The organism is Paenibacillus wuxiensis (assembly GCF_040195695.1).
In the GTDB taxonomy this organism is placed as follows: domain Bacteria; phylum Bacillota; class Bacilli; order Paenibacillales; family Paenibacillaceae; genus Paenibacillus_B; species Paenibacillus_B suaedae.
In genome coordinates this window covers 135,134-157,449 of the sequence record NZ_JBEFZI010000005.1, presented here as the reverse complement: position 1 = coordinate 157,449, position 22,316 = coordinate 135,134, and the positions used below count along the sequence as shown (strand labels likewise).

At 47.5% G+C, this 22,316-nt stretch carries 20 protein-coding genes and 2 riboswitches; of the genes, 5 read left to right on the top strand and 15 right to left on the bottom strand.

All coding sequences use genetic code 11. The features are described 5' to 3' along the window. Positions 1-33 precede the first annotated feature (33 nt). Positions 34-687: an anthrax toxin lethal factor-related metalloendopeptidase gene (locus ABN764_RS12380; protein ID WP_446672050.1), complete on the bottom strand. Its 654-nt coding sequence runs from the start codon at positions 685-687 to the stop codon at positions 34-36. Positions 688-748: 61 nt separating this feature from the next. After that, a riboswitch (cyclic di-GMP riboswitch) is annotated at positions 749-834 on the bottom strand. A gap of 105 nt (positions 835-939) precedes the next feature. Beyond that, positions 940-1,025: riboswitch (cyclic di-GMP riboswitch) on the bottom strand. Between the two features lie 235 nt (positions 1,026-1,260). Next, the gene (locus tag ABN764_RS12375; RefSeq protein ID WP_446672049.1) at positions 1,261-4,323 is read right to left on the bottom strand and encodes a copper amine oxidase N-terminal domain-containing protein; all 3,063 of its coding nucleotides are present in this window, start codon (positions 4,321-4,323) and stop codon (positions 1,261-1,263) included. Positions 4,324-4,613: 290 nt separating this feature from the next. On the opposite strand from ABN764_RS12375, the gene ABN764_RS12370 reads away from it, so the two are divergent. Further along, positions 4,614-5,561 carry an NAD-dependent epimerase/dehydratase family protein gene (locus ABN764_RS12370; protein ID WP_446672048.1) on the top strand — a complete coding sequence of 316 codons (948 nt, stop codon included), beginning with the start codon at positions 4,614-4,616 and terminating at the stop codon, positions 5,559-5,561. Between the two features lie 141 nt (positions 5,562-5,702). On the opposite strand, the gene ABN764_RS12365 is transcribed toward ABN764_RS12370, so the two are convergent. The 9 genes from ABN764_RS12365 to ABN764_RS12325 form a co-directional block, all read right to left on the bottom strand. Continuing rightward, positions 5,703-6,131: a hypothetical protein gene (locus ABN764_RS12365; protein WP_174809919.1), complete on the bottom strand. Its 429-nt coding sequence runs from the start codon at positions 6,129-6,131 to the stop codon at positions 5,703-5,705. A 173-nt stretch (positions 6,132-6,304) separates the two neighbouring features. After that, entirely contained in the window at positions 6,305-6,517 is a 213-nt protein-coding gene (locus ABN764_RS12360) for a cold-shock protein (protein ID WP_021252735.1), read from the bottom strand. Between the two features lie 201 nt (positions 6,518-6,718). Further along, the gene (gene rnhA / locus ABN764_RS12355) at positions 6,719-7,366 is read right to left on the bottom strand and encodes a ribonuclease H (RefSeq protein WP_072730325.1); all 648 of its coding nucleotides are present in this window, start codon (positions 7,364-7,366) and stop codon (positions 6,719-6,721) included. 127 nt (positions 7,367-7,493) lie between these two features. Next, positions 7,494-7,730: a DUF6953 family protein gene (locus ABN764_RS12350; RefSeq protein ID WP_021252737.1), complete on the bottom strand. Its 237-nt coding sequence runs from the start codon at positions 7,728-7,730 to the stop codon at positions 7,494-7,496. 151 nt (positions 7,731-7,881) lie between these two features. Beyond that, entirely contained in the window at positions 7,882-9,405 is a 1,524-nt protein-coding gene (locus ABN764_RS12345) for a serine hydrolase domain-containing protein (RefSeq protein ID WP_446672047.1), read from the bottom strand. Further along, a complete protein-coding gene (locus tag ABN764_RS12340; RefSeq protein WP_446672046.1) occupies positions 9,402-10,772 on the bottom strand; it encodes an FtsX-like permease family protein in 1,371 nt (456 codons plus the stop codon). Before ABN764_RS12340 ends, ABN764_RS12345 begins: the two co-directional genes overlap by 4 nt. A gap of 209 nt (positions 10,773-10,981) precedes the next feature. After that, entirely contained in the window at positions 10,982-12,058 is a 1,077-nt protein-coding gene (locus ABN764_RS12335; protein WP_268626184.1) for a sensor histidine kinase, read from the bottom strand. Beyond that, positions 12,051-12,791, bottom strand: coding sequence for a response regulator (locus ABN764_RS12330; RefSeq protein ID WP_446672045.1), 741 nt, complete (start codon positions 12,789-12,791; stop codon positions 12,051-12,053). Before ABN764_RS12330 ends, ABN764_RS12335 begins: the two co-directional genes overlap by 8 nt. 193 nt (positions 12,792-12,984) lie before the next feature. Beyond that, positions 12,985-13,743, bottom strand: a complete 759-nt coding sequence (locus tag ABN764_RS12325; RefSeq protein WP_446672044.1) for an MBL fold metallo-hydrolase — start codon at positions 13,741-13,743, stop codon at positions 12,985-12,987. 134 nt (positions 13,744-13,877) lie between these two features. On the opposite strand from ABN764_RS12325, the gene ABN764_RS12320 reads away from it, so the two are divergent. Further along, positions 13,878-14,294, top strand: coding sequence for an Lrp/AsnC family transcriptional regulator (locus ABN764_RS12320; RefSeq protein ID WP_446672043.1), 417 nt, complete (start codon positions 13,878-13,880; stop codon positions 14,292-14,294). Positions 14,295-14,452: 158 nt separating this feature from the next. On the opposite strand, the gene ABN764_RS12315 is transcribed toward ABN764_RS12320, so the two are convergent. Next, positions 14,453-15,640 (bottom strand): serine hydrolase domain-containing protein, encoded by a 1,188-nt coding sequence (locus ABN764_RS12315; RefSeq protein ID WP_446672042.1) that lies wholly within the window; start codon positions 15,638-15,640, stop codon positions 14,453-14,455. Positions 15,641-15,982: 342 nt separating this feature from the next. Between ABN764_RS12315 and ABN764_RS12310 the strand changes: the two genes are divergently transcribed. Continuing rightward, positions 15,983-17,797 carry a response regulator gene (locus ABN764_RS12310; protein ID WP_446672041.1) on the top strand — a complete coding sequence of 605 codons (1,815 nt, stop codon included), beginning with the start codon at positions 15,983-15,985 and terminating at the stop codon, positions 17,795-17,797. Positions 17,798-17,886: 89 nt separating this feature from the next. On the opposite strand, the gene ABN764_RS12305 is transcribed toward ABN764_RS12310, so the two are convergent. Beyond that, positions 17,887-18,861 (bottom strand): CapA family protein, encoded by a 975-nt coding sequence (locus ABN764_RS12305; protein ID WP_446672040.1) that lies wholly within the window; start codon positions 18,859-18,861, stop codon positions 17,887-17,889. Positions 18,862-18,993: 132 nt separating this feature from the next. Between ABN764_RS12305 and ABN764_RS12300 the strand changes: the two genes are divergently transcribed. Then, entirely contained in the window at positions 18,994-19,764 is a 771-nt protein-coding gene (locus tag ABN764_RS12300; RefSeq protein ID WP_446672039.1) for a YheC/YheD family protein, read from the top strand. A gap of 50 nt (positions 19,765-19,814) precedes the next feature. Here the strand turns inward: ABN764_RS12300 and ABN764_RS12295 are convergent, their stop codons facing one another. Then, positions 19,815-20,267, bottom strand: coding sequence for an SRPBCC family protein (locus ABN764_RS12295; protein WP_028533498.1), 453 nt, complete (start codon positions 20,265-20,267; stop codon positions 19,815-19,817). Positions 20,268-20,546: 279 nt separating this feature from the next. On the opposite strand from ABN764_RS12295, the gene ABN764_RS12290 reads away from it, so the two are divergent. Beyond that, positions 20,547-21,317, top strand: a complete 771-nt coding sequence (locus tag ABN764_RS12290) for an AraC family transcriptional regulator (protein WP_268626193.1) — start codon at positions 20,547-20,549, stop codon at positions 21,315-21,317. Positions 21,318-21,415: 98 nt separating this feature from the next. On the opposite strand, the gene ABN764_RS12285 is transcribed toward ABN764_RS12290, so the two are convergent. Further along, positions 21,416-22,174: an exodeoxyribonuclease III gene (locus ABN764_RS12285; protein WP_090511790.1), complete on the bottom strand. Its 759-nt coding sequence runs from the start codon at positions 22,172-22,174 to the stop codon at positions 21,416-21,418. Positions 22,175-22,316 lie beyond the last annotated feature (142 nt).

The following is a 22,316-nucleotide window of genomic DNA, read 5'->3' as shown; positions in this document are numbered from 1 at the left end:
ATGTCGAGGAGGCGCTTCTTCTATGTAGGGCTCTTAGCTCGCAAATAGCTTAGCCATAAATTCATAAGTTAACGGCATGCTGCTCTTCAAATCGCCCCTTGTCGTATCGCTAAACAAATACAAGCTAGCAGCTTCAGCGAAATACTCCGTTGGATACGTCGAAACATAGCCATCACCTTTATATTTTACACTTGCTTCTTTATTGAAAATGGTGTTGAATTCTTCAGTACCACTAATTTCATTGAAAACGAGTCGGTCAACCGCATGCAGCGTCTCGTGAATTTCCAGATTCAACGAATTGTGCCCCTTCCCTTTCTCGCTATACCCGATGCGAACCGCCACAACTCGCTCGCTCACTCCAGGGACATCATCCCATGTCAATCCAGTGCCTTCCCACCCTCTTGGTACTACTCCCTTCAGGTAAGCAAGTTCTGGCTCGTCCGTAATGGCTCCTTGTGTAAGCTTAATCTTAACTCCTTTACTATATAGAGCATTCAAGACCGATGTCGGAATCTTCTCCAGCCGCTGCTTCATTGCAGCTGCCTCACTTCGATTGTAATCGCCGTTAGGCAATACAACCAGCTTGTCCAGAATAGTCTGCTCCTGCGCTTGAACCGGAACTGCGAATAATGGGCATACGATGATAACAGCAAGAATAAATGCGACAACACGCTTGTCCCATTTCACAATACATTCTCCTCCCGAAGCGAACAGCTGAATAACCGATTCAACACTGCCCTGCTTCATGATTGGTAACTGGCTGGCTTAGCGAGATTCGCTGTAGCCCCTATAGCTTTGCGTCACCATTTTTCAATGGCTTTGCCCTTGTGCAAATACGGAGTGCATGATATGAAGTTTACAAGCAATAAAAAAAGATCCCCACTTACCGAAATAAGAAGGGATCGTAACGTACATGGACGTTGCCGCTATTCCTCTATAATCGGTAACTGGCTGGCTTAGCGAGATTCGCCGTAGCCCCTATAGCTTTGCGTCGCCATCTTTCGATGGGTTTGCCTTTATCAATATAGACTCTATTGAAATGGAAAATAAATCTATTAGTTCTATATCACTAGATTAATGCTGCTAGAATCGAAAGTCAAGCAGGCAACGGCAAAATTTTACAAGAAAATCGAGTCCTTTTTCCTCCCTATGCCTGAACTTGTCGCATTGTCCCATAACAAAGAGCCCCGATACAATCGGAGCCCCTTCCTCTATGAATCTACCTACTCCATCACTGCCTATAGATTTACTTCGTATGCTCTAGAAGGCTTCACCAGGAATGATTTCATTAGATGCCTTGGACAAATTATTGGCTGTTGCTTGTCGGCCATCTGCAATCGACAGAATGAATATACGATAGGCAACACCACTTCGAAGTGCGGATCCTGTAATGTCCTTATCTGAAGAAGTAAGCGTCAGGATACCCTCCTCCGATACCTTCACCACACGATATCCTCCGTTGCGTACCCGATTGGCTTCCGTCAATGTAAAGCTATCTACGTATCCAGAAGGAACTGCCATTATCGCGTAATAGGCGATGCCCTTGCTATCTGCTGCCTTATCGAATGATACTTTGAGGATTGCTCCTTCCCCTTCCAGGACAGCAGTTACATTCGCCGCTGCCGGAACCGCAGGATCAAGCAGCTTAAACTCCTCGGAAGGAGCAGAGAGTGCATTGGATGCACCTCTCCCTTCGGACACAGATAAGATAAATACTCGGTATGCCATCCCTTTCGAGAGCTGCTTGCCGTACACATCACGTGCAGCATCAGGCAGCATCTCCTTCACAACGCCCGCCTGCTTAGATACCTTCTTATAATTGATTGCCGATACGGTATTTGCAGCAGATAGCTTATAGCCGTCCGCCTTCTCCGACGGAACGATTAGAATTCGATATTCGGCAATTGTGGAATCATTAGCAGGTGCCGAGAAGCTCACTTCCACATCCCGGCTATTGCCGTTGTTCTTTGTTCCTTGCACAGCAACATTCGTAACTGTGTCTGCCCCTAGGTTATCCTCCAAGACGATATTTGGGGAAGGTGCTGACAATGCATTTGTTCCGCCGTCATTGTCTCCTACTGACAAAATAAAGACTCGATAACTAACACCATTTTTAATGGATGAACCATCCACATCACGAGCATCCGGGGACAACGTCAAAGTACGATTCGCTCCGTTCGTTTTGACAACTGTGTAATTGGATCGCGGTACTTCACTAGCCGCAGAGACGCCGAACTGACTTGCATTCGCCGATTTTACGACCAGCACTCGATATTGGCTTATATTCGACTCATCTACTGCTCGGGTATATGCTACCTGTAGATCTCGGCCATCACGATAATCGCTAACATCCTGTACACCCACATTCGTAGCGGAGTATACCACAGCACGATTCTCCAGTGTAATCGGCCAAGACGGATTGGATAAGGCATTGGAGTAACTGCCCTTCCCAACAGATAAGACAAATACCTGATAACTGACTCCATTTCGAATAGAAGAGCCATCCACATCACGGGCATTGGAAGGCAGCACAATACTTTGATGTCGTCCCGTTGTATTGACAGCGATATAATTTGATCTAGATATTTCATTTGCACCGGACAGTGTAAATCGATTGGCATCTGAGGACTTTACGACCATAATTCGATACTGGCTAATATCCGACTCATCCGATGCCCGCTCGAAGTTAACTCGCAAATCACGGCCATCATTATAATCGCTGACATCACTGACCGTTACATTCTTAGATGCCTGAACATTCCCTTTATTGTTGAGTACGATCGCAGAAGATGCTGCGGAGAGTGCAGAAGCATTGCCATCCTTGGCTACTGCCATTACGAATACGCGGTACGTCTCCCCATTGCCAATATAAGATCCCTGTACATCTCGGGCATTGGACGGCAATGTCGTCGTTATGTTGTATCCATTCCGCGCGACATCATAATATCTGCCGGACGGAACTCGGCTCGCATCGGACAGATCGAAGCTTCCGGCATCTCGATTTCTGACTACAAAGATCCGGTAATAGCTCACCTTCGATTCATCGCCGGAGCGAATAAAGCTAACCTGCAAGTCACGGCCATCCCCGTAATTGCCCACATCATCCACTTTTGTAATGGACGGCGCCGCGATCGGACGATCCAGCGTAATAGAGGATGAACCTGCAGACAACGCATGCGGAGTCACCTTGCTATTGCTGCTTACAGAGAGTACAAATACGGTATATGAAATATCGCTGCGAATATAATCACCGGATACATCTCTTGAGGAAGAGGAGAGCGTTGTCGCTAACGTAGAATTGGAACCAGATTTGGAGATTGTCGTGTAGAATGAGTTAGGCACAGCATTTACAGCAGCCGTGTCAAACCGATTGGCATCTCTTGTCTTCACAACGTGGATTTGATAATTCGCGATGTAATCATCATACTGCGGTCGTGCAAAGCTGACCTGAAGATCTCGGCCATCTCCGTAGTCGGCAACATCGCGTACTTGCACATTGCTTACAGCGGACACTGTTGTGTTCGTTAATGTTAGGGTTTGGGAAGCTGAAGATAACGCCGACTTGTTCGTGCCTTTACCTACCGCAAGCACTAACACCGCGTAGGATTGACTCTTCTTCAGAAGGTCTCCATCTACATCGCGAGTGTTGGATGTAAGCGGCACTTGTTGTGGCCCGCCAATCGGGAACGCCACGGTATATTGACCTGTAGGAACAGCTAATGCTTGCGACAAGGTGAATCCATAGACATTCGCGGCCTTCACTACAAATACGCGATAGTGATCCACCGCTGATTCCGTTGCCGATTTCAAGAAGCTGACCTCCACATCACGGCCATCTCCATACTTGCTAGCCGTTTGCACGCTGACACTTGTTACTGGGGCTACCGTTTTGTTTGCAGGGAGTGTCCGAATATAAACGCTCTGTGATCGCTGATCCCAGCCTACCTCTGCCCCAATTGCCTCACTGACGAAGCGTACAGGCACCATGGTTCTCCCTAGCAATGTCTGCGGCGGTACATCAAGTACAACAGCGGAGCCGTTTATGGTCGCTGCCTTGGAGCCAATCTTCAGCACAATGGTAGTATCGTCCTTAATGGCCGTCACCATTTGCTTTCTCTGATCCCACAACACCTTGGCATCAAGCGCTTCGAATATGGCGCGCATCGGAAGCATCGTTCGACCCTGAAGCGTTGTCGGTGGCTGATCCGTAACCAACTTCACCCCATCCATGTAAATGCTGATGGATGCAGCTGCTTGCAGCTGTGTAGGAATGACAAGCAGCAGCATGACAACTGCCACAATCCCTGACAGTATCCTTTTCACCCGTTCCTCCTCCTCGTTCACCAAGCATGATAATCCAATATATGTCTTCCTGTTACCTTCTTAACGTGGCAATCTAGAGAAAGGTTTCGCTCTAAGTTGCAATCATTCATATTTGGGCTTGTCCTTTTTTTCGCATGGCTTCCATTACTATTCAACAGGATAGTTACTATATAAAATAACCGTACTTTTATTAGAAAAGCAGTTCGATTATGATAACAGCACAGCATGCGCATGTTGAATTCATAATTTCGGAATGTGATGGAGCAAGGCCTAGGAGGAAGGAACACCGTATGAGAGCAATTGTATTCGGAAGCACCGGCTTCATTGGAAGCCATGTCGTAGAGCAGCTCCTGCATGCCGGGCATGAGGTTACCGCCGCCGCACGGCATACAAGCAATATCTCATGGCTCAAACTGAGCGGCGCCCAAGTCATCCAACTCCATATGGAGGATCGTACAGAACTGGCTTCTGTCATCCAAGGACATGATGTGGTCTACAACTGCACAGCAGATGCGAAGCTGAATTCGGCGATACGCTCAGACGCACCCGTAGAAATTCAATTGACGAAATGGTTGACAGACACTGCGGCCGCGCAAGGAGTAGCCTGCTTCGTTCAGTTAAGCACCATTGTTGTCTATGATTTCCGCAGCAATGAACCAATTGATGAACGATATAATACTCAACCGATATACCCGATACAGCAGTTAGGACTAGCAAGGGAGAAGATCGTACAAGAAGCTGGCCTCCGTAGCGGAATGAAGACGGTGATATTACGTCCGGCAAGCACGATTGGAGTACGCGATCAATCCTCATTCTTCGCCAGAATGTTCGCGGCTCATGCCCGTGATCAGTATCCAATCATCGGAGATGGTTCAGCTAAGGTGTCTCTTGTCGATACTCGCGATATCGGCCGTGCAATGGAGTGGCTCGGCACATCCGGCGGGACAGAGCGGAATAGCGGAATTTATGTATTGAAAGGATTCGATACGACTTGGATGCAATTGAAAGAGGCCATCGATGCCGCTACAGGCAAGCGCGCTTCCCTTCTCCATATCCCCGCTGAACGGACTGAGGAACAACGGAAAGCGTATCCTATGTCGCCTTTTGCATGGGACACATTAACGACCGACCGCATTTGGGACGATGCGCAAATTCGCCAGCAGGGATTTCAAACCCTCTATTCCATGGAGGAATCGGTTACGGATGCAGTTCGTGATCTGATGACTCGGCAGCAATAAAAAGGTATTGCTTTCTGCATTCGGCTGTTGGCATCAACTACAGCAAATATGAAAAGGAAAAGGCATTCCTAACGTAGCATCATCGCCTCGTTAGAACTGCCTTCTCCTTCTTTTGCCTTCTATGTATTTGCTGCATTTCACTTAAATTCGTTCGGATTGTCTCTTCTGCCGATCATTTAATAGAGACTCAAATTGATATACATAGGTTCCATTATCAGCAATTCGCAGTGTACATACCCCTTGCGACTTCAAACGATCCAGGATCTGCGCGGCTTCATCCAAGGTCATCTCGCTATGAACCGCAATTTCCGCAGCTGTAATATAGCCTCCGAGCTCAGCAGCCAATCGAAGCGCAATTTTCTCTTTTTGCTTCATATGCTCTTCTGCTAAGTCTTGAGCTGCCTTTTGACTTTTAGACATCTGCACAATAACATACCCTACAACAAATAGCGCTATTAATAATAAAATTAACAGGCCATCTGTCACAAGCCAGCGAAAGAGAACAAGCATCATAGCGAGTAGAACAGCAAGGCCAATGCAGCCGCCCGACCAGGAACCATTATTATTCAATGTCTTACCCCCATGTAGGAACCTATTTTTCTACTAATTATATCTAATTTTTCTACACCTTTCGACCAGTTCTTATTCATCGTATGGCGAAATGCACAAAAAAAGAGCACGTAATCCGTGCTCCCTGAAGCTAAAAAACGTTACATCGTGCTATAAAACATTCCTTTCAACCCTTACTTGGAGGATTGAACTGGACTCGTGTTGGCAAGAACGGCTATCTTCTTCTCACCCTTGACCATAGCAGACTTGCATTGCGGGCATGTCGGTTCATTTGAAAAAGTGAAATTATCTCGCATCCATCCATTGCAATCTTCACTCGAACATATCCACACCGATGTTATTTCCATCGGCACATCCTCTTGTGATTTCTTCCGCGAGCTGTACAAACCCCATCTCTCCTCACATGATATGTTGATACGCCGACTGTAAATATAAAAGCCCCAAACGTCACGTTCGGGGCACGATATTGCGACTACAGCCGAATCAGTATGGTTCCATTATACCATACTTCCAGATTAATCTGTGTAAAAAGTGGATCTCCGTTCCAATTCTGAATCAACCTGTACAAAAGCTCTGTTGAGAAGCGGCTATTTCCTCCCGTAATCGGCCTTAATCTCGCCCCAATGCTCGGTTTCCCACTTCAGGATTTTATTGCTGTAGGTATTCGTCTGCAGCCAATGAAGCGCCCGGTCTACTAAATTCCACACTTCCCGCGTCGATTCATTGCGAACAAGCGTTGTCGCCACTTTCTTCTCGCGTACCCACTTCATCGCGGTTCGCGAATCACTGTATATCGTCTTATTGCTGCCTTGCTGCTTGAGATAAGCCAAAGAATGCACGATGGCAAGGAACTCGCCTAGGTTGTTCGTTCCATTGGGAATAGGCCCATTTGCAAAGATCACTTCTCCTGTCTTCGTATCTACTCCCTGATACTCGATCGGCCCTGGATTCCCTCTCGTCCCTACATCTACGGAAATGCTGTTATAGTCAATCTCTGATTTGGATACGGAAGCAGCAGCCCCAGCGGACTTCCCAGAAGCCCCCTTCTTCGCAGCGCCTTGACCCCAATGCTTCTTCCAGCCTTCCCGATAGGCCTTCTCCGCTTCGCTCTGGGAGGTATAGGACTTATACTTCGCGTCCTTGTAATTGCTCACTTGCGCTTGGCATTCCGGCCAGCTCGTATAGACTCCTGGCTTATTGCCTTCCCATACCACATAGTATTTCTGCTGCGCCATAACTCGTACCGCTCCTTCACCTTCTGCTTCTCTATTGACAGCGACAGCTGCCACTCCACCAGAAATACAGAGGAACATGTTGTTCCTCGTGATCCAGCGTTAGTTGCTCCATCTCTTTACGCCAAACTTACGTCCATCCCCAGCAGAATCCATCTCTGTCCCATGCGACTTTGCCGCGATGCAGCTTACGGAACGCCTTCTTCACTTCCTTGTCGAGCGAAGCATTCCCATTCTCATTCACATATACGAAATGCTCCCCGAAGTGCGCCTTCACATATTCAATGACATCGCTCTGATAAGCGACACCCTTCGTTCTAATTTCATCGATCATCCATTCCGCTACTTGCTGAGCTGTGTATTCCACCAACATTCCACTCCTAATTCGTATCGATACTTGCATGCCTGTTTTCATTATAAATGAGCCCGCATCATATTCCTAATGTGCTCCACAAATTTTCCCTAATAAAAAAGCCGTCGGTATCCGACAGCTTTCCCCACTCTTTATCCGTAATCCGTTATCCAGTTTTCTTCGTAACGATTTTCAAGGCACCGTAGATAAACCATCCTGCAAACATCGCTGCCAAGCAGCATGCAACAAAGACAATTGTCGGCGGAGACCATACGGCGATAAATGACCATGGCATGCCCCCAAGGAATAACTTCGGAAGCGCAAGCATCAGGCAAATCCCGCCTGCACACACAAGCAGCAAGGCTACAAATCCAATTACTCGCATAACACCAAGCGAAACCAAAACACGCTTCCGCTTCGCGATATTCCAGACGAGCAATCCACCTGCCGTCCATCCCAGCAGGGCAAGCCCTCCTGTAATCCCGACTGCGATAACGGCTGCTTGATCCATGGCCTGCATCCGATCACTCGGCACCGTATCGCTGAGGTTCTCCCCCTTCCACAGCGTTAGCACGCTTTGCCCAATAGCAGCCGTAGCATCGCTCATCCTATTGGCCATGACAGCAACGCCAAGCTGCCGATCCTGTTGCAAAATGATATAAGAGGAGAAGGAAGGGTTTGCGCCCGCATGCATAATAAGATTCTGATCCTCCCCGATACTCCATCCGCTTGCATAGTAGGTATCATCGATCGGCGCTACGGATTTGTCGGGCATATGCGATTCTTGCACTAATGCCTTGCTTACCTGCTCATTCAACCCATATCCGAGCTGTGCGTTCATCCATTTCGCAATATCAATACTGTTGCTTACTAGATATCCGGCTGGGTTATTGCCGCGATAAATTGGCGGTTGATATTCTCTTGGCTTCAGAAAACCCACTCGGTATCCGGTCGCCATCTCGCTATGCAGAACTGGCTGGATGCCGACGAATGAATCTGTCATACCAAGCGGCTCAAGCACATGCTGCTTTATATACGCTTCATAAGACTGCTTCGTTACCTGCTCGATAACTAGTCCCAGCACATCATAGTTAATCGTCGCATACTCATGTGAGCTGCCCGGCTTACGATCCAACTGTTGTCCCAGCAGCAACCGCACCGTTTTTTCTAATGCACGATCCGTATCGTCTTCGGGGATTAAGGCTATCGTCCGGGCCGATATTCCGCTTGTGTGATACAGCAGCTGACCAATCGTAATCGCGGCCGGCTTTCCTTCATTATTCATGGTGAACCACGGCAGGTATTTTCTGACGTCATCCATCCGGTTAATCAATCCTGCCTTTTCAAGCTGCAAAATGGCTAGTCCCGTAAAAGCCTTAGTCGTAGACCCTAATTCGAACAACGTATGTTCTGTCACAGGCTTCTTTGAATCTAGATCGGCATAGCCAAATCCTTTTTCAAACACTGTCTTTCCCTTTTCAACAATAACAACGGACATGCCCGGAATTTGACTGCGCTCCCGTTGTTCCTCAATAAATTGCTCAATCTTTTTGGTGCTGGACGTGTGCTCCACCTTCGCTTGTTCCGCTGCAGCATAAGGCAGTGTACAGGTTGCCATTACAAGTACGACTAACATCACACAACCAACAATGGCAGCCATTTCCCAGAAACCAGTTCGTGCTGTATTCATAAATTTCTCCCCATTCTTTGCCCAAAGGCACCTCGCAGTATGCTATTCGTGTAGTCATGGTAGGTGATTAGAAAATAAATCGTGTGCATGACCAGGTAAATGCCGATAACGGCAAATGAATAGCTCCAGTTGGATAGCATCAGGAGATTGTCCAATGCCTTCATAGCAATCAGGGCATGAATGGTACCGACGATACAGGGAGCAAAGAAGAGAATACCGATTTGGGCCATAACAATGCCTCGAATTTCACCTTCCGTCAAGCCGATCCGAGACAGTGCCTTGCAATGTGCCTGATCCTCTCGAAGCTCGGTAAAAAGCTTAAAATAAATCACGCTGCCCGCCGCCATAAAAAATAACAAGCTAATGAACAGGCCAATGAACATCGTCAAACCCATCAGGCTCTGCGCATTCTCGTACTGCGTCCGATAGCCGTCGAACTGGACGGCTCGCTTCATCATGTAAATTGCACCCGATGCCGTCACCATGACCGCACTCAGCATCGACACGAGAAACAGCATCATTGCATTACTCTTCAGTCTGGAACTCAGCTGACCAACGATAATCATCGTGGTACGATGGTAATAGAATCTTGGACTTCTCTGTACAGAGTGCAGTACTAACAAGCTGAACTGGGTGAAGAACAGGTACGTACCGATCGTTACTGAAATCATAACCGGCATGGCCAACAACGGGAAATTCCTCATATTTATGCTAAGTGCCAATCCATAAGCCGTTCCTAAGCAGATGACTGCCAGAGCTGCGAGTCCATGAGAAAAGTCGGCTTGTTCTGCCGGTTTTCTTGAAGCCTCAAGCATATCAACGATCTCGCCATGGCCTGTCTTGCAGGCAGCCCATACAGATATAACCGCGAACAACAATGCAAAGCAGACAACGGTCAAGCCTAGCGCTTCCATAGGTACGGTAAATATGATCGATACCTCCCGATCTAGCAGCACTTCCAACGTCATGAAGAACAGCTTACTGAATGCGATGCCTGAGCCGATGCCCAGCCCAATGGCCGACACGGCAATGCTTGCATGCTCGTACACGATCAATCTGCACAGCTGCCATCGTGTCATTCCGAATAAAGTAAGCAGGCCGAATTCCTGCCGTCGCGTCCGGATGAATGCCGAACTAGAATACAGCACGAACAGTACCGAGAATATAATGATGATATACTGGCAAAACATCATGCCCTGCCTCACTGAGTCAGCTCCTAGTATACGGCCGTTCATCACATCAGGATGGAATCGAAACGCGGCAAACATGTAAAAAACCATAACAGAAAATGCGCTGCTCAAGAAAAAGGCACAGCATGAGCGCCAATTCCCGCGAATGTTGCGCAAAGCCAGAGCTCGAATCGTCATGACCGCTTCACCCTGAGGGTTTCCTTATTTCCTCGCCGATTGATAGTACTCATCACTCCGGTCCTCCCCTGCACAATCTCTTGATCTATCACAACAACGCAAGTATAGCCCTGCCACCGTACGCATCCCATCGATTTAAGTGACATTGCGGTGCTCAGCAACCTTACAAGATTGTCACCTTGCAGGGCTTAGTTGAGCATCAGTCAGCATCAGCGCCGTTCAAGTAAATGGATGCCCCTTGCTTGAAACGTCACCGTCATCGTTGTCCCTGCATGAAGCTCTGAAGATGCCGACAATCCGTGGCCTAACCGGCTGCATACTTCCTTGGCTACATACAGTCCCATTCCCGTCGATTCCCCAAGTGCCCTTCCATTCTCCCCCGTGAAGAATGGATCGAATATACGAGGCAGATCGTGCGACGGAATTCCGGTTCCCTCATCCGTTATGCTTAAGCGGCACTTGCCGCTATCGTCATTCGCAATGCGGAAGCGAAGCTGCTTCACCCCCGGCTTGCCCTTGCTGTATTTGATTGCATTGCTGACGAATTGATTCAATACAACGCGCATCCATTTTTCATCCGTTTCCACCCAAGCCTCACCCTCGATCAGCGGAAAGGTAGAATGGCGAATGCATAGACGCTTATGTCCGTTCACCACCGAACGAACAAGATCATGCAGAGATATTCTTCGTATATGGAGATCCATTTCGAACTTATCGAGTCGTGCTGTATACAACAGCAGCTCCAAGCTGCGGGACATGCGGTCTGTCTCCTCCTGAATGCTGGCAGCGAACTGCTTCTGCTCCCCCGTGGATACCGGAATCTGCTGTATTGCTTCCTGGCACAGCATGTCCGCCGCCGATATCGGAGTTTTCATCTGATGCACCCATTGAAGCACGAAATGATTATGCATCTCCTGCTGGCGGCGGTAGTTTCCAAGCTCATTCAAATAGATACGATATTGGCGCTCCAGCACGTCCGCAACGAGCGTCTGCTCCCTTGTGACGGGAGACTGAACGAGCACGGCGGCGTTCACGTCTCCGGAATCTGTGCATGCTTGCATCAGTTGCTTGTAATAGTTTTTCTGCCGAATGTAATCTACGACTAGCCATAAGACTAGAATTAATAGTGAAAGCACGATGAAATAAACGATTGTGCCGTCATCCATTGCTTCCGGATAACGCGCCTGCTTCAGCAGCATCAGGCTGATCCCAAGCACAATAATTAGGGCGCTCGCAAGCAGATACAGCAGCCGATCCCGAACAAACACTATGGGGGACTTATTCATAAACATGCTCCCCCTTCTGACTCTCGCTTTCCTCGCCGAGCACCAGCTTATATCCTATCCCTCTGACCGTACGAATCGCATCCGGCAAACCGAGTTCTCCCAGCTTATTGCGCAGTCTCTTCACGTTTACCGTCAATGTATTGTCGTCAACAAATTGAGTATCGTCCCACAGCGTTTCCAGCAGCTGATCTCGGGTCACGGCAGTACCACAATGTACGAGCAGGCTTTCGGCTAATAGCTGCTCGTTCTTCGTCAGCTCGATTTTCCTCTGCTGCCATATAAGCTCATTGCGACTAAGGCTTAATGTTAATCCTTCCGCGACTATGTCCGGTTCCGGCGGCGGGGGAAGCTCCGATACGTCGGCGTAATCCCCATATACTCTGCGCAGTACGCTGCGCACCTTGGCAACCAGCAAATCGAGCATGATTGGCTTTGTAATATAATCATCGCCGCCATTCTCAATGGCCATTACTTGATCCATCTCCCCTTCTCTCGCTGAAATGAACATGATCGGTAGATTAGATCGAGCACGAATTTGTCTGCACCAATAATAGCCGTCAAAATACGGCAAATTAATATCGAGCAGTACCAAATGAGGATTAAAAGCGGTCAGTTCGGACATCAAATCTCGAAAATGTGAAGCGCACAATGCTTCAAAATGATATTTTTCTAAATTCCTTTGTATGACGGAGGCGATCTTCTCATCGTCTTCTACTATTAAGATGCGGTACATTTATGTAATCCCTCCCGTGAGCGGTACAAATCATTACAATTTCCCTTTTTACCTAAATAGACTATAAAAATGATACCACCACCGCCATTTTACGTATAGAAAATCGAAAAAGCTGCCGAACCAGTCGGCAGCTTCTGCAGTATAAAATTGCCCTATTATTTCTCAATCTCTCACGATGACATCATCATATACTTCACAACGTTATGACCTGGCCATCTTCCGGAACGAGGATTTGCTCCGCAATCCCTTTCTCTTGAGCATAACTACGCAACTCCTGCCTCGACAGCAAGCAGTGATTCACCGCCTCCATATGCGATGAAATGATAATGGATTCCGGCGATGCCTGATGCGTCCGATAAATATCTTCCTTAGTCATGAGGATTGGGTCCCCGATAAGGAATTGAGCTGCACCTCCGTTTACTACAATCACTTCAGGCTTGTGCTGTTGAATTGCAGCCTCCACCTTGCAGCACCATATCGTATCTCCCGCGACATACAAGGTCTTCTCTGTCGGATGTGACAAGACGAAGCCGGACACCTTGCCCATCTGCATTCTGATTACCCCTGTTCCATGTCGACCATCTGTGCGCTGCAAACGAACTTTACCAACAGATGTATGATCGTTCATTGCCTCGACATGATGGAAGCCCGCATCGCGAATCGATTGAGCATCCTGCTCGTTTTGGGCAATAATGCGAATCTCCTTAGGCAACACCGATTTTGCCGTGTCGTCGAAATGATCAAGATGAAGATGCGTCACAATGACGGCATCCACTTGAATGATCTCATCAATAGGAGTCGGCAGCTCAACAAGCGGATTGCGAAGCTCCGCATGCGGTGTATTTGGGAATGCTGGGTAAGTCCCCTTAGGGGCCAAAAATGGATCAACCAGCAGCCTCTGACCTCCGTACTCTATAATCATCGTAGCATTGCGAATCTGTGTAATGTTCATCCAGCATTCCTCCTGTGGCAAGCGAGCCTCTTTTGCTCTTCCTATGAATAGGATAATATGATTGAAGATAGGAAGACATATACAGAATCAAGCGTTAAGCGTCAAATACTTGATTAATGAAAGAGGTTGTTACGATGCTGGATTCTACGGATCAACGCATTATTGAAGAACTATCCCGCAATGGGCGAGTTTCGATGAAGGAACTGGGGCAGAAGATTCATATGACAGGCCAAGCAACGGCGAATCGCGTACAGAAGCTGGAAGACGAAGGCGTTATTGAACACTATACGATTCAATTGAATCAAGCCAAGGCTGGGTACCCCGTACAAGCATTTATTCAAATCTATACAAAGCAGCCGGATCATCGTCCATTTCTGTCCTTTGTCGAGACACAGCAGACCTATGTTCGGCATAATTATAAAATTAGCGGCGAGTGCTGCTATCTGATGGAGTGCCGCTTCCCCTCCAATGAGGAACTGGATGCATTTCTCGTGGAATTGAATCAATATGCGAATTACAGACTGTCGATTGTCATTAAGAAAAACCCTTAAATAGAATCTCACAAATCTTCAACCCATCATTTAACGCCATACATCGTCAAACATTCTAACTTTCTTGTCAGCCAATGCTGACAGTAACATAAAGAAATACAGCCGTCTTTAAGACGGCCGTATTCTTTGTCCTTTTTATCAGACATGACAATGATTATTTAGGGCTTATTGGCACCATTGAACTCGGCACGAAAGATTTCGTCATGAGGATTAGTAGAGGATCCTGCAAACTGAAGTATATTGACGTTAGCACTCATGACATGCTTGCCGTCAAGCGTTCCCCCGCTTTGTGAACCGAATCCATGAATACCCCCGCTATGGCCCCACACCGACTCTCCATTTGGACTCTTCGTTACTTCATAAATGCCCAAGCCATACCGACCGATAGGGGTTTCCACACCATCCAGCATTTGTGTCATCAATTCTTTTGACAACAGCTTTCCGCCTAGCAGTGCACTGAAAAACGCATTCAGATCCTTGGCGGTCGAAATCATGTCGCCCGCTGCGTTCCCCCATGAAGGATTGAGCTCCGTGATGTCGACGTATCCTCTGCCTTCCAATGTGATATATCCCCGTGCATGTGGATCTGGCAATGAGGATTTCGTACCAGCAACGGAGGTATTTTTCAACCCTAACTTTGTAATAATGCGTGTCTCGATATTTTCGCCGTACGTTTTACCCGTAACCTTCTGGATAATAACTCCCGCCAATACATAATTCGTATTGGAGTAGCTCCATCCCTTGCCGGGCTCGAATAGCGGCTTCTGATCCAAGCCAAGCCGAATCAATTCATCCGCGGAATACGTTCGATAAGGATGCTCTACTACGATCCGCTTTATGAAGTCTTCTGATGTATAATTGGCAATGCCGCTCGTATGATTCAACAGCTGCCGAATCGTAATGTTGCTTCCATCATATCCATTCCCTTGAACCACGCCCGGAAGCCACTTTTCCACGGAATCATCCAGACTCAATTTGTTCTCCTCCGCCAATTGAAGCATTACAGTTGCGACGAACGTTTTCGTAATGCTGCCGATTCGATAATGGAATTCCGGATCCATCTTACGATCACTATAAATACTTGCCTGGCCCGCCCCATACGACCACACCTGTCCATCCTTTACCACCTGTGCTAGGATACCGGGAACTTCCTTACGCTTCACAAGGTCATCCATCGTCTGTTGGACAAGTGAATGCTTCTCATTTGGTAGATGGTTTACTTGACTTGCTTGCGTCGGAGCCTGATTGTTTTCCACTTCTTGCGCCCGAACTGCTGGAGCAGTCAACAGCATGGATCCTGCAAGCAGTACAGAGAAACTCGCCAATAAACATTTTTGAAATAACATAGAATCCTCTCCTCTTCTTTTCTTGTAGAATCGCGGCATACCTCATGCACTCGGTAGATTCAGAAGCTTAATGCCCGCGAATTAATCTCAAGCTATCTGAAAAATGTCATATTTCGTAGTAACGAAATGTCACTTATGACAAATTACTAGGCAATATGCTCGCGCAAAGGGGCATGACATGGGGTTCATATGACAAAATGTCATGATGTGACAAGCGCTGTATCATCCCGTTCTGCCGTTAAATTCTAGTAACATGGATGACGTAATTGCCTCTTGACTGTCGTCATAGTTGTTATCAATACATTGCAGAATCTATCGGGACTATGAAATGAGGTGCTAACATTGAATATAGCAATACCGTGGTCGAAGCAGCGAGCGTGGTACGATTGGGCGATTCTTGTCACTCGATTCTATTGGCTGATCAGCGCGTCAGTCATCGTACTAGCGTTCCGTGAAGAGTTCCCTCACGCGATGTGGATGCTCTGTACGCTAGCCTTGCTCGTCTATCCTCTTCCATTGCTGCTGCGCTTCGGAAGACAATGGCATATGCTTGCGGAAATCTTGCTTGTCGGCGTTTTTAGTATTTGGATAAGTGCCTACTTGCCTCTAGCCTCATGGCAATTCCTTATGGCTGCCTTTGTATTCGGTTTCTTAAGCAGCCGCAATTCGCTATGGTGGACTGCTCCCCTGGTCGTGATCTGTATTCCCTTCAGTCTCGGCATGGCCGCTAATTCAGCGATGGATGAGATTTTACTCCGGTACCTGCCAAACAACGGGTTAGCCTACTTTCTAGGCTTTGCTTTTCAATTGCTGGCACTCACTCATAAGCAAAGTCTTATCATTCAGGAGCAAAATCGCGTGCTCGAGCATCATGTAACCCAAGTAGAGCAGCTTACCTTGATCGAGGAGCGGAGCAGGCTGTCCCACGAGCTTCACGATACAATCGGGCACACGTTAACATCCATCATTATGGGATTGGAATCGATGCGTCCCGCCATTCCTGAATCACACGGCAAGCAATATGGAGAAGTAATAGTACGGGCTCGCAAAGGGCTCGATGATATACGTACGCATCTGCATGATTTATCCCCCGACCAGATGGATGGAACCCTAAGCGAATCGATAAATCAGCTGACGGACGACTTCTATACCTCGACAGGTATCAAGGTCAAGCTCCGCATGTTGGGAACAGAGTATCCTGCAACGAAGCACGTCAGTCATTGCCTATACCGATGCTTGCAAGAAGCCCTGACGAATGCTGTACGTCATGGACAAGCTACTTCTATAGATATTTCGCTATATTACGATGAGGAATGGCTCCGTCTGCATATCGAGGACAATGGCCAAGGGATGGAGCAGGTACAATACGGCTATGGACTTTCGGGTATGAAAGATCGCCTGCTCGCATTGGGCGGAAATCTGTCTATTCATTCCGTGCCAAGAGAAGGTACGGTAGTCGTATGTAAGGCGCCTCTCATCATGCCAGCACCGAACGCTGTAGTGCGAATTCTTATCGTAGACGATCAGGAATCGATTCTGCACAGCTTACATGTGTTATTGACTAAGCACCCTGAATTTGAAGTGGTCGGGGTGGCCTCCAATGGGCGGGCAGCACTTGAACAGTGCGAGCGGTTCCATCCAGATCTAGTGCTTATGGATGTAAAAATGCCGAAAATGGACGGGATTACTGCCCTTCAAACGATGAAGCAGCGGTGGCCTGACTTAAAAATTGCATTTCTTACTACTTTTCCAGACGTCGGGCAAGCGATGACGGCCCTTAAGCACGGTGCCAACGGCTATATGCTGAAATCCGTCCATCCAAAAGAACTGATTGAGGCCATTAAATTGATTAACAATGGCGGGACGTGGATCGCGGAAGGCATTGCGGAGCAAGTATTTGCAGGCATGAAGCAATCAAAGACGAGCAACATAGAAGATAGCGCAAGTCATATTCAAGACAATCCATATGGACTTACACAGCGCGAGCACCAAGTATTGCACCATCTATCATTGGGCCTTAGATACAAGTCAATCGCGAAAAAACTCTTCTTAAGCGAAGGCACTGTACGAAACTATTGCTCCATCCTCTATTCCAAGCTGAATGTTGGCAATCGGGAAGAGGCTGTATTAAAAGGAAAACAGGAGAATCTGTGCTAATGGTCCAGCAACGCGAATGAAGGAGCAAAAATTGCCCCTTCTTATTTTACCGTTCGACCTCATCTGCACACCCCTTAGGGATCAGTCCATTAATCGGGGATGATCGTGAACACGGTTCGTCCCTGTTCTTCTACTCGTTGCACGGTTGTCAGTCTCTGATCGATCTTAGTAATATCCGTAATCCCTTGTTTGTTCTTCTCAATCGTTAACGATAGAATCATCCCTTGCAGCGTCTTTGGGTTCTTCTTCAATCTCGTTGTCAGGAAATTTCCTAGCGAAGAAGCCGCCACCCGAAGCCGAGTGCGACCGTACCTATCCTTCATTTTCTTGGAGATGACGGGATGCAGGACATGTGGATGAGCGCCCAGCACCACATTTACACCGTGTTGGAATAGCAATTGCATGAGCCTGCGCTGCCTTGCTGTCGGCGTTGTTCGATATTCCTGTCCGAAATGCAAACAGGCAATGACCAGATCTGCTTGCGCTCTCAACGCCTTAACATCAGCAAGCATCTTGCTCGGATTCAGGCGATTGACCTGCCACGCCTTCGGGACAGGGATTGAATTTGTACCCAGCGTATACGCGGCAATGCCTAGCTTGATTCCCTTTACAGGTATGATCATGGATGTGTGCGCATCTCTCCTCGAACGATAGGTACCCGTGTGCTTCAATTCATAACGATCAAGAACATCAAGTGTTCGGACTAACCCCTTCCCGCCTCCATCCATGCAATGATTGTTCGCAGTCGAGAAGAAATCAAATCCTGATCGCTTCAGTGCAGGTGCCAATTCATCTGGACAGCTAAAGATCGGATACCGTGTGACAGGATGCCTTTGCTCCTTCCAACGATTGCTCCCCTTCTGTTTCAAGATGCCGTCATCATGCCAGGTTGCACCCGAGAATGTCGTCTCTAAATTGCCAATCGCAAAATCATGCTCCTGTATATAAGGAGCTACTTGTTCGAAAATCGGTTCAAATCGATAGCCGTCAGGCTGCTTCGCTGAGCCAATGATTTCACTCTTCATCAATATATCTCCTACCGCGGCAATCTTGATTACCGTCAAGTCGCTCACCCCTTCCTGCCCATAGTTTATTCAGCTACCCAACAATGTGTAAAAAAACGCGAACAATACGGGCAAGGTCCCAGTCAGACGAATAGGATAGGGTAAACACCTACAAGAGGAGGATCAGACTCCATGAAGAGAAAGGCGAGAAAGACAGCAGCTAAAACACATTCTCTAGTCGCACCAAAGGGACCAAAGTGGGAACATCATCTCTCATTGATGAAGGATCATGAGCTGCGCGGGCATTTGCCAGAGACATTGAGGCTGGATAAGGACTCTTTATCATTCATGCTATCGCTGTATCCAACAATCTATGTGAAGCCGAATCAAGGCGCCTTCGGTGAAGGGGTCATGAAGGTAAGCAAATCAATGGATTCCTCTGGATCAGAACAGTTCCATGTCCATCACGGAACGAAGCAGCATACTTTCCATTCGGAAGAACAATTGTATCCCTTCATTCTGGCGAAGAAGACAAGCAAAAAATATATTGTGCAGCAGGGGATTGATTTGATGAAATGGGAAGACCGCCCCTTCGATCTGCGCATTATGGTCAGGAAGCAGGAAGACGATAGCTGGAAGAACGAAGGTATTCTCGGCCGTGTTGCCCAGCCTAACAAAATTGTGACAAATATTCGCAGCGGCGGAAGCTCCATGTCGATTGAGAAGTTATTATCCTCGCATACCAATTGGGTCAGTCTGCGCAATGTGAAAGAGCAATTGAATCGGATCAGTGCGCGTACAAGTGAAGTGATTGAGACCAGATATCCCGGAGTGAGGATACTCGGTATTGATATCGGCATCGATCAACAATTAAAGCCATGGATCATCGAAGTGAATATGAAGCCAGAGAAAATATGCTGGGATTGCATCGAAAAACTCTACCAGGAAAGTGAATCCGTCTAACCTATGGAAAGCAAAAGAGAGCCGACATAACGTCGACTCTCTTTGCCATTCTACCAGCCAAAATCCAATGTCTTTCCCGTTTCAGCCAATGTCTTAATGTTGCTTAGTATCATCCACCAATGTCCCTTCGTACTCTCATAGGATGGATGTCCTTCCGTCCAGTTGTCATTGACCAATGTTAACCGTGTACAGCCGCCAACCTCGTCAATCGTGAAGGTAATTCGAGTCTCCAGCTCCGCATGATTCTCACGATAAGAGGGCCCCGGATGCTCTGTATAGCTCAACACTTTGTTCGGTTCATAGGCCAAAATGCGTCCATACACATGCACCGTCTCGTCGCCTTCATTGCCTGGACCTACATATTCATAAGGAGCTCCAATTTCGAAGGTCGATTTCAGTACACAACCGAAGAAAATTTTACGCGTTCCTTCTGGAGACGCGATCGAATTCCATACGATCTCAGGCGATGCTCCAATATAAAATTCATACTTTAATGCTTCCATTTGCCTTCACTCCTTCACAAAATGACTGACTGCTCGTTCCCGTACTAAGCAGCATTGCGGTGACTCCCATCTATTGCTACTATGATTATAGATATTGCCCGTAAACTTGTATTGTAAAAACGCGACAGTCCACAGGAATTAGGCACATTATAACGGTTGGCACATAACAGGGGCTTGCTCAATCAACGAGTCCATCGTCCTTCAATCTTGATTTCGGGAGTGATTCGCATCGTACTTATGCAACCCACAATCCATAAGCCTAGCATGGGCATTTTGAACATGAAACAAGGCGAACAGAAATTCACGCTTGCGCGCCATGTGCCCTCTGACCAATTGCGTGATGTTATTAAGCACTTCTGGATCATTCGCTGGGATCTAACCGATCAGCCTCCATACGAACAAGGGATTGTTCCAAACCCATGCGTTAATATGGTCATTGAGCATGGTCACACGGCTATCTATGGAGTTGCGCAGAACCGCTATTCTCATCGTCTGGAGGGCAAGGGAAAGGTATTAGGCATCAAATTCAGGCCAGGTGGATTTTATCCGTTCGCGGGCCTGCCCATCTCCCAGATTACGGGCCGTTCAATGCGTCTTGAAGATGTGTTCCAAGCTGATCCGCGTCTACTTGAACAGGCTGTCCTATCCGAGGACGAGGATGAACATATGGTCGCGGCAGCAGAAGCCTTCTTCCTAGCGCATCTTCCCGCTAGAGACAACAACGTGGCTTATCTCAATCGCATCATTGACCGTATTCAGGGCGATCGCCATATTACGAAGGTCGATCATGTATGTGAACAATTTGAGGTGAATAAGCGCAAGCTGCAAAGACTGTTCCAGCAATATGTGGGTGTGACGCCTAAATGGGTCATTCGACTGTATCGATTGCACGATGCCGCAGAAACAATCGACTACGGTTCTTATCAAGATTTGACGAGACTATCCATAGATCTTGGCTACTATGATCAATCCCACTTCATCAAGGATTTCAAGGGTATCATCGGCGCTACCCCAGAGGAATATACGAAGCGTGTTCTCCACGCAACATAGGAAAAGGCCGGATCCCCTCTCTGTATGGGTCTCCGGCCTTCTGTTATTGATTTATGATTCCAATGATTTCATTCCTGCTTCTAGCTTTTGTTATCCAGCTACATATCCTCTACTATCAAATGAACCGGGCAATGATCACTGCCCAAGATATCCGAGTCAATACGAGCATCTACCAAGAAATCGTTCAATCTCGAAGATACGAGGAAGTAATCAATGCGCCACCCGATATTCCGTTCACGCACCTTCGGCATGTACGACCACCAGCTGTACGCGTCCGTCCGATCCGGATAGAAATGCCGGAACGTATCTGTGAAGCCTGCGTTTTGTAAGATGGTCATCTTCTCCCGCTCTTCTGCTGTGAATCCGGAATTGCCCTGGTTTGACTTCGGATTCTTCAAATCGATCTCTTGATGAGCAACGTTCAAGTCGCCACATACGATGACCGGCTTGCACGCATCCAGCTGCTGCAAATAGCCGCGGAATCGCTCTTCCCACTCTAGTCGTTCTTCCAGACGGGAGAGATCACGCTTCGAGTTCGGCGTGTACACATTGACTAAGAAGAAAGATTCGAATTCAAGTGTAATGATGCGGCCTTCCGGCTCCTCATTCTCCTCGATGCCATAGCGAACCGTCAGAGGCTTCTTCTTCGTAAATACAGCTGTGCCGGAATATCCCTTCTTGAGCGCATAATTCCAATACTGCGAATATTCCTCCCCAAGATCAAGCTCAATCTGCCCTTCCTGCAGTTTCGTCTCTTGGACACAGAAAATATCTGCGTCCATCTCTTGAAAGTAGTCCATAAAACCTTTATTCACGCAAGCGCGCAACCCGTTCACGTTCCAGGATATAAGCTTCATCTTCTATATCTCCTTGCTTAGCTATCAATAGTTTAGATGGTACTATACTATGTAGTGTACCATAATCTAGTACGGCCCGTAGACCAATCAAGCAAGAGTGTATTGGGACAAATTACCACAAACCTCTGCCCAATAACAAATT

Coding starts and splice junctions, on each gene's coding strand:
- ABN764_RS12370 (WP_446672048.1), top strand. CDS start 4,614: ATGAGAGCAATTGTATTCGGAAGCACCGGCTTCATTGGAAGCCATGTC.
- rnhA (WP_072730325.1), bottom strand. CDS start 7,366: ATGGCGCAGCAGAAATACTATGTGGTATGGGAAGGCAATAAGCCAGGA.
- ABN764_RS12345 (WP_446672047.1), bottom strand. CDS start 9,405: ATGAATACAGCACGAACTGGTTTCTGGGAAATGGCTGCCATTGTTGGT.
- ABN764_RS12340 (WP_446672046.1), bottom strand. CDS start 10,772: ATGACGATTCGAGCTCTGGCTTTGCGCAACATTCGCGGGAATTGGCGC.
- ABN764_RS12335 (WP_268626184.1), bottom strand. CDS start 12,058: ATGAATAAGTCCCCCATAGTGTTTGTTCGGGATCGGCTGCTGTATCTG.
- ABN764_RS12330 (WP_446672045.1), bottom strand. CDS start 12,791: ATGTACCGCATCTTAATAGTAGAAGACGATGAGAAGATCGCCTCCGTC.
- ABN764_RS12325 (WP_446672044.1), bottom strand. CDS start 13,743: ATGAACATTACACAGATTCGCAATGCTACGATGATTATAGAGTACGGA.
- ABN764_RS12320 (WP_446672043.1), top strand. CDS start 13,878: ATGCTGGATTCTACGGATCAACGCATTATTGAAGAACTATCCCGCAAT.
- ABN764_RS12315 (WP_446672042.1), bottom strand. CDS start 15,640: ATGTTATTTCAAAAATGTTTATTGGCGAGTTTCTCTGTACTGCTTGCA.
- ABN764_RS12300 (WP_446672039.1), top strand. CDS start 18,994: ATGAAGAGAAAGGCGAGAAAGACAGCAGCTAAAACACATTCTCTAGTC.
- ABN764_RS12295 (WP_028533498.1), bottom strand. CDS start 20,267: ATGGAAGCATTAAAGTATGAATTTTATATTGGAGCATCGCCTGAGATC.
- ABN764_RS12290 (WP_268626193.1), top strand. CDS start 20,547: ATGAAACAAGGCGAACAGAAATTCACGCTTGCGCGCCATGTGCCCTCT.
- ABN764_RS12285 (WP_090511790.1), bottom strand. CDS start 22,174: ATGAAGCTTATATCCTGGAACGTGAACGGGTTGCGCGCTTGCGTGAAT.